General features: G+C 73.8%; 15 protein-coding genes. All 15 read left to right on the plus strand.

Annotated features, from left to right (window positions below; translation table 11 throughout):
• Positions 1 to 207: 207 nt before the first annotated feature.
• Positions 208 to 1392 carry a thiamine-phosphate kinase gene (gene thiL / locus LLG88_07620; protein MCE5246770.1) on the plus strand — a complete coding sequence of 395 codons (1185 nt, stop codon included), beginning with the start codon at positions 208 to 210 and terminating at the stop codon, positions 1390 to 1392.
• Positions 1371 to 1946: an RNA polymerase sigma factor gene (locus tag LLG88_07625; protein MCE5246771.1), complete on the plus strand. Its 576-nt coding sequence runs from the start codon at positions 1371 to 1373 to the stop codon at positions 1944 to 1946. Before thiL ends, LLG88_07625 begins: the two co-directional genes overlap by 22 nt.
• 68 nt (positions 1947 to 2014) lie before the next feature.
• Positions 2015 to 2542 (plus strand): hypothetical protein, encoded by a 528-nt coding sequence (locus LLG88_07630; protein ID MCE5246772.1) that lies wholly within the window; start codon positions 2015 to 2017, stop codon positions 2540 to 2542.
• A complete protein-coding gene (locus tag LLG88_07635) occupies positions 2539 to 3264 on the plus strand; it encodes a hypothetical protein (GenBank protein MCE5246773.1) in 726 nt (241 codons plus the stop codon). The genes LLG88_07630 and LLG88_07635 overlap by 4 nt, the downstream gene beginning before the upstream one ends.
• Positions 3265 to 3267: 3 nt before the next feature.
• The gene (locus tag LLG88_07640; protein MCE5246774.1) at positions 3268 to 4491 is read left to right on the plus strand and encodes a type II secretion system F family protein; all 1224 of its coding nucleotides are present in this window, start codon (positions 3268 to 3270) and stop codon (positions 4489 to 4491) included.
• Between the two features lie 7 nt (positions 4492 to 4498).
• The gene (locus LLG88_07645; protein ID MCE5246775.1) at positions 4499 to 6136 is read left to right on the plus strand and encodes a GspE/PulE family protein; all 1638 of its coding nucleotides are present in this window, start codon (positions 4499 to 4501) and stop codon (positions 6134 to 6136) included.
• A 10-nt stretch (positions 6137 to 6146) separates the two neighbouring features.
• Positions 6147 to 7103 carry a hypothetical protein gene (locus LLG88_07650; protein MCE5246776.1) on the plus strand — a complete coding sequence of 319 codons (957 nt, stop codon included), beginning with the start codon at positions 6147 to 6149 and terminating at the stop codon, positions 7101 to 7103.
• Entirely contained in the window at positions 7100 to 7738 is a 639-nt protein-coding gene (locus LLG88_07655) for a hypothetical protein (GenBank protein ID MCE5246777.1), read from the plus strand. The genes LLG88_07650 and LLG88_07655 overlap by 4 nt, the downstream gene beginning before the upstream one ends.
• Positions 7735 to 8364 (plus strand): hypothetical protein, encoded by a 630-nt coding sequence (locus LLG88_07660; GenBank protein MCE5246778.1) that lies wholly within the window; start codon positions 7735 to 7737, stop codon positions 8362 to 8364. The genes LLG88_07655 and LLG88_07660 overlap by 4 nt, the downstream gene beginning before the upstream one ends.
• Positions 8361 to 9017 (plus strand): hypothetical protein, encoded by a 657-nt coding sequence (locus LLG88_07665; protein ID MCE5246779.1) that lies wholly within the window; start codon positions 8361 to 8363, stop codon positions 9015 to 9017. The genes LLG88_07660 and LLG88_07665 overlap by 4 nt, the downstream gene beginning before the upstream one ends.
• Entirely contained in the window at positions 9014 to 11533 is a 2520-nt protein-coding gene (locus tag LLG88_07670) for a hypothetical protein (protein ID MCE5246780.1), read from the plus strand. Before LLG88_07665 ends, LLG88_07670 begins: the two co-directional genes overlap by 4 nt.
• Entirely contained in the window at positions 11530 to 11988 is a 459-nt protein-coding gene (locus LLG88_07675; GenBank protein MCE5246781.1) for a prepilin-type N-terminal cleavage/methylation domain-containing protein, read from the plus strand. Before LLG88_07670 ends, LLG88_07675 begins: the two co-directional genes overlap by 4 nt.
• Before the next feature lie 11 nt (positions 11989 to 11999).
• Complete coding sequence (locus LLG88_07680; protein ID MCE5246782.1) at positions 12000 to 12404, plus strand: type II secretion system GspH family protein; 405 nt, start codon at positions 12000 to 12002, stop codon at positions 12402 to 12404.
• 16 nt (positions 12405 to 12420) lie between these two features.
• Complete coding sequence (locus LLG88_07685; GenBank protein MCE5246783.1) at positions 12421 to 12816, plus strand: hypothetical protein; 396 nt, start codon at positions 12421 to 12423, stop codon at positions 12814 to 12816.
• Entirely contained in the window at positions 12813 to 13724 is a 912-nt protein-coding gene (locus tag LLG88_07690; protein ID MCE5246784.1) for a hypothetical protein, read from the plus strand. The genes LLG88_07685 and LLG88_07690 overlap by 4 nt, the downstream gene beginning before the upstream one ends.
• Positions 13725 to 13728: the final 4 nt, after the last annotated feature.

Consider the following 13728-nt stretch of genomic DNA (forward strand, 5'->3'; position numbering starts at 1 on the left):
TGACGCAATTCCCGGTCGGCGACGGGCCCCTCCTCGAAGAATCGCAACGTGGAGCCGAACGTGTTGGTCGGGGACCCGTGCGCAAGGCGGCGCCGAGCGTGTTGGTCGGGGATCGGTGCGCAAGGCGGCGCCGAACGTGTTGGTCGGGGATCGGTGCGCGCGCCACGGTTGCGGCGGGGCGGTCCGGGCGCCGACAATGCAGGCGCCATGGAAGCCCGCCGCCGCCGTCTCGCCGAAGACCTCCTCTCCGGATCGGAGGACTCGTTCGTCGCGCGCCTCGCCGCGCTCGTCGGCGCCGCGGGGGCGCCGCGCGGCGTCGTCGGGATCGGCGACGACGCGGCCGTGCTTCCCGGCGCGCCCCCCACGGTCCTGACGATCGATCTCTTGGTCGAGGGGCAGCATTTCCGACTCGACTACCTCTCCCCGGAACAGCTCGCCGTCCGCGCTCTCGAGGCGAACCTCTCCGACGTCGCGGCGATGGGGGCGCGGCCGACCGGCGTCTTCCTCGGCCTCGCCTGGCCGGCCGAGGCGAAGGCCCGCCGCGCCGCGGGGCGCTTCGTGCACGCCTTCGCCCGCGCGGCGGCGGAGCGCGGCGCGCCGCTCCTCGGCGGCGACACCGTGAAGGCCGCGGCCGGCGCGGCGACGATCGCGGTCGCGGTGACCGGAACGCCGTGGCCCGGCGGGCCGGTCTTCCGCGGCGGCGGACGGCCGGGCGATCTCCTCGCCGTGAGCGGCCCGCTCGGCGCCTCGCGGGCGGGGCTCGCGCTCCTCGCCGGAGAACGGCCCCGGCCGCGCGACAAGGCGCTCGCGGCGCGCGCCCTCGCCGCCTACCGCACGCCGCGCGGCCGGCTCGACCTCGCCAAGGCGCTGGCCAAGCGGGCGCGGGCGATGATGGATCTCTCGGACGGCCTGGGACTCGACCTGCCGCGCCTCGCCGACGCCTCGCGCTGCGGCTTCGTGGTCGAGGCGGCCGCGGTCCCGGTGGACGAGGCGGCGCGCGCCGTGGCGCGGGACGAGGCCGAGGCGCTCGGCTGGGCGCTGGCCGGCGGAGAAGACTACGAACTCCTCTTCGCCGTCGCGCCGGCGGACGCCGCGGCGACGCGCCGCGCGCTGGCGCGCGTCGGCGGGGCGCTCCACGTCGTCGGGCGGCTCCTGCCGCCGGGCGGAGGGCGCTGGCTGGAGCGCGACGGCCGGCGGACGCCGTGGCGGCGCGCCGGGTGGGACCCGTTCGCCGCGCAGGGACTCGGCGCCGGATCCTCGCCGCGGGGCGGGCGTCCGCGGCCGGGGGGCCGACTTCTTTCCGGGAACGGACTAGACGCCGAGGCGGGGCGGCGCGTTGAAACCAAGAGACCGCCGTCGCCGAAGCCGCGATGGACCGCGAAGCGGAGCTGATCGCGCGCGCCGCGGCCGGCGACCGCGGGGCGTTCGACGATCTGATCGCCCCGCGCTGGCCCCGGCTGGCGCGGCTCGCCGCGCGGATCGTCGGCTCGGCGGCCGAAGGCCAGGACGTCGCCCAGCAGGCCTGCCTGCGCGCCTGGCGCGCGCTGGGCGGGATCGACGGGGGCGGCGACGGGCTCGACCGCTGGCTGGCGCGGGCGACGGCGAACTTGGCCGTGGACGCGCTGCGGCGGCGGAAGGCGCGCCCCGAGGAGCCGGCGGGGGAGGAGTTCGCGGCGCGGGCCGCGGCGGCCGCGCCCGACCCGGAGCAGGCCGCCTTGGCCGCGGAGTTGGAGGCGGCGCTGCAGCGGGTCGCGGGCGACCTGCCGCCGCGCCAGAAGGCGTTGTTCGTGCTGACGCGCGTCGAGGGGTACAGCGCCGCGGACGCGGCCGCGATGCTCGGCATCGCCCCCTCCACCGCGCGCAACACGCTGTTCCAACTGCGGGCGACGCTGGCCCGGCGGTTGGGGGAACATTTCCCGGGACTCGGCGGGAAGATCAGGCGCTGAACAGAACAGGCGGGCGCGAGGCGGGTCTTCGGGACCGAGGACGCGGAGCGCGGAGGCGGAGGAACGGGGTGGCGGATCGCGACGAAGCAGGTTGCCCGCCGCGGGAGCGGCTGGAGGCGTTCGCGGCGGGAGAGCCGGCGGACGCCGCGCTCGCCGCGCACCTCGCCCGCTGCTCCGCGTGCCGCGCGGAGCTCGTCGCGCGCGACGCGTCGGCCCTCTTCGGGCTGCTCGGGGCGCTGCCGCCGACGATCGAGGTCGGGGCGCCGCCGCGGATCGCCGAGTTGGAGCGCCGGAGCGCGCGGCGTCGGGCGCGCCGGCTCGCCGCGGGCGCGGCGGCGGCCTGCGCCGCGGCGGCCGCGGTCTGGTTCGGGATCGGGCGGGTCGAGTTCGGAATCGGGCGGGTCGAGAGTCCCGCGCCGCGCGTCGTCGCGCGGGGCGAGGCGCCGCCCGCCTCGGCCGCCGTCCGCGGCCCCGCCCCGCTTCCGGTCGTCGAGAGCGTCGACGCGCCGGGGGCGCGGATCGTCGCCCTCGTTCCGCCCGAGGGGGAAGGGCTGACGGTGACGCTCGTCCTCGACGCGCTCGAGGAGCGGCGATGAGCCGCGCCGCGGTCGTCGCGTTCGTCGTCGCGTGCGCGGCGTCCGCGATGTTCGCGGGCTCGGCGCGCTCGGCCTTCGCCGCGCCCGCGGCGCCGGCCGCGCCGGACTGCGCCAAGGCCAAGCCGCAGCGGCGGGCGTTCTTCGTGCGGCATCGGCCGCTCGCCGAAGCCGCGCAGCTCGTCGAGTCGAAGCTCGGGCCGTGCGGCGCCTACACCGTCGCGCGTCCCGCCGGCTCGATCGTCGTCACCGACGAGCCGGAGTCGCTGCGCGCGATCGCCGAGGCGCTCGCGGCGTGGGACAAGCCGCGGGCGCGGATCGCCTTCTCGCTGCGGCTCGTCGCGGCGTCGGTCGCGTCGTCCGCGCCGGTCCCGCCGCCGATCCCCGGCGTGTCGGAAACGCTCGCCCGGCTGACCCGCTACTCGCGCTTCGAGGAGCTCGGGACGGCCCGCGTCGAGGCGACCGAGGGCGCCGAAGTCGAGACGGCGCTCGGGCCGCGCCACCGCGTGCGGCTGCGCCTCGGCGGCTTCGACGCCGAGCGGGGCGTGGCGCGCGTCGCGCCGTTCGAACTGTTCGAGGTCGGGCCGGACGGGACGGCGCCGCGCCGTCTCCTCTCTCTCTCGCTCAACCTTCCCGCGGGCCGCGCCAACCTCGTCGGCGCCCCGGCGCGGGGAGGCGAGACCGCCCTCTTCGTCGCGCTCGACGCGTCCCCCGCGGGGAGGTGAGACGTGCCCGACTACCGTTGCCGCCTCGCGACCGCCGAAGGGGAACTGCTCGTCCGCGATCTCTCCGCCGCGGACGAGCTCTCGCTGCGGCGGGAGCTGGAACGCCAGGACTTCCTCGTCCTCGAGATCGCCTCCCGCTCGGGGCTCGGCGCCGCGCTCTCCGGGCTGCGCCGGCCGAAGCGCCGCCGCGTGCCGATGGGCGAGTTCATCGTCTTCAACCAGGAGTTCGCCGCGCTGGTCCGCGCCGGGCTGCCGATCATCGAGGCGCTCGAGCTTCTCGGCGAGCGGCGCAAGAACCCCGTGCTGCGCGCGGCGATCGGCGACGTCGTCTCCCGCGTCAAGGGGGGCGAGGCGCTCTCCGACGCCTTCGAGGCGCAGGGAATCTTCCCGCCGCTCTACTCCAGCACGCTCGCCTCGGGCGAGCGGACCGGCGAGGTGGCGACGGTCATCGCGCGCTACATCGCCTACGCGCGGACGGTGCAGGGGGTCAAGCGGAAGGTCGGCGCGGCGCTGGTCTACCCGGCGATCCTGATCTGCCTCGCCGTGGTCATCGTCGGCGTGCTGCTGACGTTCGTGCTGCCGCGGTTCCAGGAGTTCTTCACCGGCTTCGGCGCCGAGCTGCCGCCGATCACGCGGGTCGTCGTCGGCGTCTCCCAGGCGCTGCGCGGCTACGCCTTCCTCTGGATCCCGGCGCTGGCCCTCGCCGGCGCGGGGTTCTTCCTCTGGCGGCGCACGCCGGCCGGGCGGCGCCGCTTCGAGGCGATCGTCTACCGCACGCCGCTCGCCGGGCGGATCTCGCGGATGTTCGTCGTCAGCCGCTTCGCGCGCACGATGAGCGCGCTCGTCGCCGGCGGGATCCCGCTGCCGACCAGCCTCGAGATCACCTCGCGGTCGATCGGCACGCCGATCTTCTCCGCGGCCGTCGCGCGGATCGGCGACAAGATCCGCGAGGGCGCGCCGCTCTGGAGCTCGGTCGAGGAGACGACGCTCTTCCCGGACCTGCTGGTGGAGATGGTCAAGGTCGGCGAGTCGTCGGGGAACCTCGCCGAGATGCTCGACAACGTCGGCGACTTCGTGGACCAGGAGATCGAGACCGACCTGCAGCGGCTGGTCTCGCTCGTCGAGCCGCTGCTGCTGGTCTTCATGGCCCTGGTGGTCGGCGGCCTGCTGCTGGCCATCTACTATCCGCTGCTGCAGGTCTACGCCAACGCCGGCTCGGGGATGTGAGGGGACGATGAACGACAGACGCGCGGGCTCGCCCCGCCTTCCCGATCCGGTCGCGGCGACCGAGCCGATCGACGACGCCGAGGCGGCGCGGCGCCGCGCGGAGCGGCTGGGCCTCGAGTACGTGGACCTCGGCGACTTCGCGCTCGACCGCGCCCTCTTCGAGTCGATTCCCGTCGAGCTGATGTTCCGCTACAACTTCGTCCCGCACTCGGAGCGGGAGGGGCGGCTGAAGGTCGTCGTCGCCGACCCGACCGACGTGCCGGCGATCGACGAGCTGGAGCTGCAGCTCGGCCGTCCGCTCGACGTCGCCGTCGGCGCCGCGGCCTCGATCCAGGAGATCCTCAAGCGGAGCGAGTCGAGCCAGCGCGTGCTCGACGAGGCGAGCGAGGAGCTGCGGATCCAGGTCGTGCGGGAGGACGAGGACGGCGAGGAGGTGCTCTCGATCGACCGGATCGCGGCCGACCAGAGCCCGATCATCCGCCTCGTGGACTCGGTCGTCTTCAGCGCCCTGCAGCGGCGCGCGTCGGACATCCACATCGAGTCGCGCGACCGCGAGGTCGTCGTCAAGTACCGCGTGGACGGCGTGCTCTACCCGGCGATGACGCCGCTGGCCAAGCAGTACCACCAGGCGATCATCTCCCGCATCAAGGTCATGTCGGAGCTCGACATCTCCGAGCGCCGCGTTCCCCAGGACGGCCGCTTCAAGCTGCGGATCAAGGGGCGCACGATCGACTTCCGCGTCAGCATCATCCCCTCGGTCCACGGCGAGGACTGCGTGATCCGCGTCCTCGACAAGGAGTCGGCCTCGGAGAAGTTCCAGGAGCTCTCGCTCGACGTCTGCGGCTTCGACCCGGAGACGCTGCGCAAGGTGCGGAAGTTCATCCGCGAGCCGTACGGGATGTTCCTCGTCACCGGGCCGACCGGCTCGGGCAAGACGACGACCCTCTACGCCGCGCTCTCGGAGATCTACAACTCCGAGGACAAGATCATCACCATCGAGGACCCGGTGGAGTACCAGCTGACCGGGATCACGCAGATTCCGGTGAACGAGAAGAAGGGGCTGACCTTCGCCCGCGGCCTGCGCTCGATCCTGCGCCACGACCCGGACAAGGTGATGGTCGGCGAGATCCGCGACGAGGAGACGGACAACATCGCCATCCAGTCGGCGCTCACCGGGCACCTCGTCTTCACCACCGTCCACGCCAACAACGTCGTGGACGTGCTCGGCCGCTTCCTCAACATGAAGGTCGAGCCGTACAACTTCGTCTCCGCGCTGAACTGCATCCTCGCCCAGCGGCTGGTGCGGCTGATCTGCCCGCACTGCCGGACGAAGGTCCAGCCGACCGACCAGCAGCTGCTCGACTCCGGGCTCGACCCGGCGCGCGACCGCGGCCGCGACTACTACGAGGGGCGCGGCTGCGTCGAGTGCAACGGCACCGGCTACCGCGGGCGCGAGGCGATCTCCGAGCTGCTCGACCTGTCCGACCGGATCCGCGAGATGATCCTCGCCCGCCGGCCGGCCGCGGAGATCCGCCGCCGGGCGATCGAGGAGGGGATGGTCCCGCTGCGCCGGTCGGCGCTGGGAAAGGTCTTCGCGGGGCGCACGACGCTGCGCGAGATCAACAAAGTGACGTTCGTGGACTGAGAGGGACGGGATGACCTTTTCCGACCGTTTGGCCGACTGGGCGGCGCGCTCCACGCCGGAGCGGCTGCGGCGCGCGCGCTGGCTGCAGCCGCGCTGGCCGCTCGTCGGCGTCGAACTGCGCGCGGACGCGCTCGTCGTCGCCCGCCTCGCGCAGGGGGCGACGGGAACGCGCCTCGCCGGCGTCGCCCGGCGCGCGCTGCCGGACGGCCTCTACCGCGGCGCGCTGGGCGAGGCGGCGTCGGATCCGGCGGCCCTCGGCGCGGCGCTGGCCGAGGCGCTGCGGATGGCCGGCGCCGGCAAGGCGGGGCGGATCTCGCTCGCCGTGCCGGACGGCGCGGTCCACGCGGCGATCGTCGATTTCGCCGAGCTGCCCGCCTCGCGCGTCCAGGCGGAGGAGATGGTCCGTTTCCGGCTGCGCAAGACGCTCCCCGGCGGCGCGGAGGGATGGCGCATGTCGTGGAGCCCGCTCGGCGCGGGCGCCGACGGGCGGCCGCGCGTCCTCGCCGCGATGGCCCCGGAGCCGGCCTTGGCGTCGATCGAGGCGGCCTGCGCCGCGGCCGGCGTCCGCTGCGGCCTGATCGAGCCGTCGCTCCTCGCGCTGCGCCGCGCGGTGCGGCGCGCGCTCGATCATCCGGAGGACGTCGGGCTGCTCGACGTGACGGCGGGCGGCTTCGCGCTCCTCGTCGAGCGGGAAGGGGTCCCGGCGCTGCTGCGGGCGAAGACGGGGGACGCGGCCTCGCTGGAGCGCGATCTCCGCGCGACCTTCGGCTACTACGAGGAACACCTCTTCGGCGCGGGGCTGACGCGGCTCGTCGTGCGCGCGGCGGCCGACGCCGACCCGGCGCTGGTCGAGGCGGCGCGCGCCGCCGGACGGGCGCAGGAGGTCGTCGCCGCGGCCGGCTTCGGCGACGGCGCGGACGACGACGCGCTGCCGGCGGTCGGGCTGGCCGCGAGGAGGGCGGCGTGAAGCGCGTGGACATCAACCTCGCCGCGGCGCCGTTCCGCAACGACGCGCCGTGGTGGACGCTGCTCGCGGCGCTGGCGGCGGTCGCCGCGCTCTTCACCGCGGCGAACGTCTGGGCGCTCGCGTCCGCGCGCTCGCGCGGCGCGGCGCTCGAGGCGGAAATGGCCGGGCACCGCGCGCGGATGACGAAGATGGCCGGCGAGGCCGCGGCGATCTCCGCCCGCCTCTCCAAGGTGGACCAGAAGCACCTTCTGGCGCAGGCGGCGTTCGTGGACGGCGTGCTCGGGCGGCGCGACTTCTCCTGGACGCGCCTCTTCGACGCGCTGGAGGAGACGATCCCCTGGAACGTGCGGCTCGTCGCCGTCCGCCCGACGACCCAGAAGGGGGTCGTCTGGATCGACATCGACGGCGAGGCGCGCACCCCGGACGCGCTGTTCGCGCTGGAACAGGCGCTGCTCGACTCGCCGCGCTTCGGCCGGATCGAGCCGAGCGGGTTCGACCGCCGGACCGGCGAGGACAAGCTCACCTTCCGGCTGCGCGCCCGCTACGTCCCGGAAGGGGCGCCGCCTCCGGGCGACGAGACGCCGGCCGCCGCGCCGCGGCCCGCGCCGGCGCCGCGCGCGGAGGAGGGACGATGAGCCGCCGCCGGTTCGACGCGGCGCGCGACGGCGCGCGCGCGGCGCTCGTCCTGCTCGGCGTGATCGCCGCGAACGTCGTGGTCTACCGCGGGCTCGTCGTGCCGGCGCGCGCGGCGCTCGACTCGGCCGCGGAGCGGCGGGAGAAGGCGGCGGAGACGGAACGGGGCGCGTCGGTCGCGCTCCAGCGGCTGCGCGAGGCGGACGGCCGCGTCGCCGCGGCGCGCCGCGGCGTGGAGCGGTTCTACGGCGAGATGCTCGCCACGCCGCGCGAGCGGCTCGTCTCGTTCCAGAAGACGCTGCTCGCCGTCGGCGCCGACTACGGCGTCGAGCCGTCGCGGTTCGGCGTCTCCGTCGCCGAGCGGGCCGACGAGGGGCTGGAAACGGTCACGGCGAGCCTGCCGCTCGAGGGGGGCTACGAGAACCTCCGCTCCTTCCTGGCCGATCTCGAGGCGCAGGAGCAGTTCATCGTCGTGCGGCAGGTCGGCCTCGGCGGCGGCAAGGAAGGGGGGCGCAACCTGCAGCTCGGCGTGGTGGCCGAGACGTACTTCGCCGCCGAGGGGCGCGCCCCCGGCGCGCCGCCGTCGCCGCCGCGCGCGCCGCGGCCGGAGAAGGGAGCGGCGCGATGAAGACCGCGGGCCGGCCCTCGCCGGCGCTCCTCGCGCTGCTCGCCGTCGCCGTCGCCGGCGGCGTCTACCTCGAGCGGGACAAGCTGTTCGGCGGCGGCGGGAACGACGGCGGCGACGAGCCGAAGATCGTCTTCGACGCGAAGTTCGCGCCGCTGCTCCAACTCCCCGCGCCGGGCGCCGCGAAGGCCCCGGCGGGCGCGCGCGCCGAGGCGCGGCGCAGCCTCTTCGACTACGGCCTCTCCCCGGAGGCGCTCGCCGCGGAGCGGGCGCGCAAGGAGGCGGAGGCGCGCGAGGCGGAGCGCCGGCGCAAGGAAGAGGAACGGCGGAAGAAGGAGGCCGCGGCGCTGGCCAAGCTGCCGCCGCCCCCGCCGCCGCCTCCGCCCCCGCCCGTGCCGCCGAGCTTCAACTACAACTACGTCGGCTACATCGCCCGGCTCGCCGACGGCGGCTTCCTCGGCGTGATCCAGCGCCGCGGCGGGCCGAACCAACCGACCCGCGTCGTGACGGCGGGGGAGACGATCGACGCCGCCTTCGTCGTGAAGAAGATCGACGTCGGCGCGCTAACCGTCGGCTTCGCCGACCCGCAGTTCAAGGACCGCGTCGAGACCGTGAGGCTGGCGGCGGAGCCCGCCGGCAGAGGACCGCGAAGATGAGCTTCTCCCGCACGCTCTTCCGCACGCTCCGCGTCGCCGCGCCCCTCGCGGCCGCGCTTCTCCTCGCCGGCTGCGCCGTCGGCTCGACGGCCTACCGCCGCGGCGACGAGGCCGCGAAGCGCGGCAACTGGGACGGGGCGGTGCTCGACTACGCCAAGGCGGCGGCGCAGAACCCGCAGAGTCCGCGCTACAAGCTGGCCCTCGCCCAGGCGAAGCTGCGCGCCTCGACCGCCCACTTCGACCGCGCCAAGCAGTACGTCAAGGCCGGCCAGGAGGAGCTGGCGCTCAAGGAGCTCGAGGAGACGATCATCCTCGATCCGGGGAACACCTACGCGGCCAACGAGCTGGCGCGGGTGCAGGGGGAGATCGAGCGGCGGCGCCGCGCGCCGTCGGCGATGGACCGCGCCCGCTCCGCCGCCGAGCGGCGGGCGGAGACGCTCGGGCCGCCGAAGCTCGACCCGAAGTCGAACGTGCGGCTGGCGCTGCGCTTCCCCGACGCGACGGTCGGCGAGGTCTACGAGACGCTGTCCAAGACCAGCGGGATCAACTTCCTCTACGACGACAAGCTCGACCTCAAGAAGAAGATCTCGGTGGACCTGTCGAACCTGACCTTCGACAAGGCGCTCGACGTGCTGATGCTGATGAACCGCCACAGCTACAAGGTGGTGGACGACCACTCGATCCTCGTCTACGAGGACTCGGTCCAGAAGCACAAGGAGCACGACGACCTCGTCATCCGCACCTTCTACCTCTCGAACGCGGAGACGCAGGAGATCCAGACGCTGCTGCGCCAGCTGCTGGAGATGCGCCGCCTCGCCGAGAACAAGAACCTCAACGCGATCACCGTCCGCGACACCCCCGACCGGATCAAGGTCGCGGAGCGGATCGTCAAGGCGAACGACAAGTCGAAGGGGGAGATCCTCGTCGACATCGAGCTGCTCGAACTGGACCGCGCGACGGAGCAGAAGCTGGGGTTCGACCTGACCTCGAAGTCGCTCGCCCTGACCTTCGGCGACGGCAAGCAGTCGGTCCCGCTGAACAACCTCGACCGGCTGCGCCAGTCGGGCGCCTGGTCGGTCGGGCCGATCCCCTCGGTCACGCTCGACTTCCTGCACTCCGACTCCGACAACAAGACGATCGCGCGGCCGCAGCTGCGGATCCTCGAGGGGGACACGGGGAAGATCACCATCGGCGACCGCGTGCCGATTCCCTCGACGAGCTACAACATCAACCAGACGGTCGGCAGCAACATCGTGCCGATCACCTCCTACACCTACCAGAACGTGGGGATCATCGTCGAGGTCAAGCCGCGCGTGCACCACAACAAGGAGGTCACGCTCGACCTCAAGGTCGAGGTCTCCTCGATCGCCGGCTACGTCACGCAGAGCAACGGCCCCTCGCAGCCGATCATCGGCACCCGCTCGGTGGAGACGACGATCCGGCTGCAGGACGGCGAGACGAACATGCTCGCCGGCCTGATCAAGGAGGAGGACCAGAAGTCGCTGAGCGGCGTTCCGGGGCTCTCCCAGATCCCGCTGCTCAAGCGGATCTTCGGCTCGACCGACGACCAGGCGAAGAGCACCGACATCGTCCTCTCGATCACCCCGCACATCGTGCGCACGCCGAACATCGAGCCGATCGACCTCGCCCCGCTCTGGGTCGGCTCGGAGGACAACGTCCAGCTGCGCGGCGTGGCGCGGAACGCGCTCGGCGAGAGCCCGTTCTCGACGACGAACGTGCCCTGGGACGAGATCGACCGCGAGCTGTTCGGCGACCGGCCGGCGGCCGAGGAGGCCAAGCCGGAGGAGCGGCCGGAGGCGAAGGACGCGGCGAAGCCGGGCGCGAAGACGGAGACGAAGAACGGCGGCAGGACGCCGGCCAAGGAGGCGGGGAGGCCGGAGGCGGCCGACGCGGCGAAGAGCGGCGCGGCGACCACCCCCTCGACCGTCGCGCCGAAGCCGTCGTCGCCGGCCCCCGTTCCCGTGCAAACGCCGGGGGCGCCGACCGCGGTCCCCGTGGACGCGGGCGCCGCGCCGCCGCCGACGCCGGAGACGCCCGCGGCGACGACGCCGGCCGCGGAGACGACCAAGCCGAGGACCGTCGCCGACGTCTGGCTGCAGCCGGAGGCGACGCGCGTCGCCGCGGGGGACGCGGTCGCGGTGGACGTGATGGTCGGCTCGGCGGACAACGCCGGCGCGGTCAACTTCCAGCTCCGCTACGACCCGGCCGTGCTGCAGTTCGCGCCGCCGGCCGAGCCCGGAGACTTTCTCGAGCAGGGCGGGACCCCGGTGGACCTGCAGGTCGTCGAAGGGGCGGAAGGGGGGCTGGTCGTCCTCTCCGCGGCGCGGATGGGAAGGACCGGCGCCACGGGCGGCGGCCGCGTCGCGCGGCTGATGTTCGTGGCGATCGCCCCCGGCTCCGCCAACTTCTCCTTCGCCTCGGGGCAGGTGCGCGGCGTGGACGGCACGCCGCAGCAGGCCTCGTTCCGCGAGGCGGCGGTCGAGGTTTCCCCGTGACGAAAGCGCGCGGCCTGACGCTCGTGGAGCTCGTCCTCGCCATCGCCCTGCTCGCGGCGATGGCCGGGATCGCGCTTCCCGTGGCGCACACCATGGAACGCCGCGCGCGCGAACTCGAGCTGCGTCGGGACCTGCGGGCGATGCGCCGCGCGATCGACGAGTACCACTACGTGCTGCAGTCGGTGCCGTCGGCGAAGCGGAACGCGACCGCCGGGGACTGGCCGGAGAAGCTGGACGACCTGGTCGAAGGGCTCGATCTCGGCCTGGCCAAGGAGGTCAAGGTGAAGTTCCTGCGGCGGATCCCGCGCGATCCTTTGACCGGCAAGGACGAGTGGACGTGCCGCTCCTCGAAGCAAGGGCCGGAGGATGATTCCTGGGACGGGCAGAACGTCTTCGACGTCCGTTCCAAGGCCGAAGGGAAGGGGCTCGACGGCCGCCCCTACAGCGAATGGTGAGGGCGGAGACGATGCGCGCCGAGCGAAGGAAACGCGGCCGCGGCTTCACGCTGGTCGAGCTGATGATCGTGGTGGCGCTGATCGGCCTGCTGGTCGGCATCGCCCTCCCGACCTACAAGCACGCCCAGGCGAAGGCCAAGGAGGCGGTGCTGCGGGAGAACCTGTTCATCCTGCGGCAGACGATCGACCAGTACTTCGCCGACAAGGGGTACTACCCGGCGAGCCTGCAGGCGCTCGTGGACGAGAAGTACATCCGCAAGCTGCCGGTGGACCCGATCACGCGCCAGGCGGACTGGGAGGAGGTCCCGGCCGACACCGGCACGAACGTCGATCCGAACCAGCCGGCGGGCGTGTGGGACGTGAAGAGCCGCGCCCAAGGACAGACCGAGGACGGCGTCGGCTACGGCGAACTCTAACCAGGGGAGACTCGAAATGCGCGCTCTCGCGATCGCCGCGGTGTTGGCCGTCACGGCCGTCTTCGCCGCGGGCTGCAACCACACCGACGCCGTCGCCAGCTCGACGTCCAAGATGACGCTGACGGCGAACCCGGGCTCGATCGACCTCGCGTCGAACCCCGACGGGCTCTCGACGATCACCGCCTACGTCTTCGACTCCACCGGCGCCCCGCAGATCGACATCGCCGTGCGCCTCGCGACCGACCACGGCACGCTGGCCAGCGGCGGCGCGGCGCTCTACACCGACAAGAACGGGATGGCCGTGGACACGCTGAACACGACCCAGACCGCGATCGTCACCGCGCTCTCCGGCTCGCAGTCGGCGACCGTGACGGTGACGGTCGCCTCCTCGGCGAAGGCCGCCGCGCGGTGAGCGACGCGCCGCGGCGGATCGGGGCCGGGGAGCGGGGGATCCTCCTGCTGGGGATCCTCGTCGGCCTTCTCGTGCTCGGGATCCTCAGCGGCGTCGCCGTGCAGCGGTGGTCGGTCGTGATGCGGCGGGACCGCGAGGCGGAGCTGCTGTTCATCCAGGAGCAGTACGCCGCGGCGATCTACGCCTACCAGAAGGCGCAGGGGGCGCTGCCGACCGAACTCAAGCAGCTCGCCCAGAAGGGGCAGAACGGCGAGGTCTTCCTGCGGCGGCTCTACGTCGATCCGCTGACGCCGAAGGCGAAGCTCGAGGACTGGTGCCTGCTGCAGATGGGCGCGGGCGGCACGGTCGTCTCGAGTTGCGCGGCCGCGGAAGGAACCACGGGCGGGAAGGGAACCGGCAAGGACCAAGGGACGAAGTCGTCCGGCGGCGACGCGTCGGACCGCGGCTCGAAGAGCGGCACGACGGGCGGCTTGGGGACGACGACGGGCGGCTTCGGCGCCTCCGCCGGCGCGTTCGGCGAAGGGACGCAGCCGGGCGGGATCCAGCTTCCGGGCGCGGCCGGAACGCCCGGGACCGGCGCGGTCGGCGCGGCGATCATCGGCGTCGCGTCGAAGTGCAAGGACCAGGCGTACAACACCGTGCGGCGCAACGAGCGGACCTACGACCGCTGGTTCTACACGGTGGACGACTACCAGAAGGAGCTCGCCTCGAAGTCGATCCCCGGCCTTCCCGCGAAGACCGGGCCGGCGCCGCGCGGCACGACGCCGGGGACGACGACCGGCGGGACGTCCGGGACCAGCGGCGCGAGCGGCTCGTTCGGCTCGAACGGCTCTTTCGGATCGAGCGGCTCTTTCGGGTCGAACGGTTCGTTCGGCTCGAACTCGGGCGACGCGACGCCGAAGGAATAGCCGC

Source organism: bacterium, assembly GCA_021372775.1.
Lineage (GTDB): Bacteria > Acidobacteriota > Polarisedimenticolia > J045 > J045 > JAJFTU01.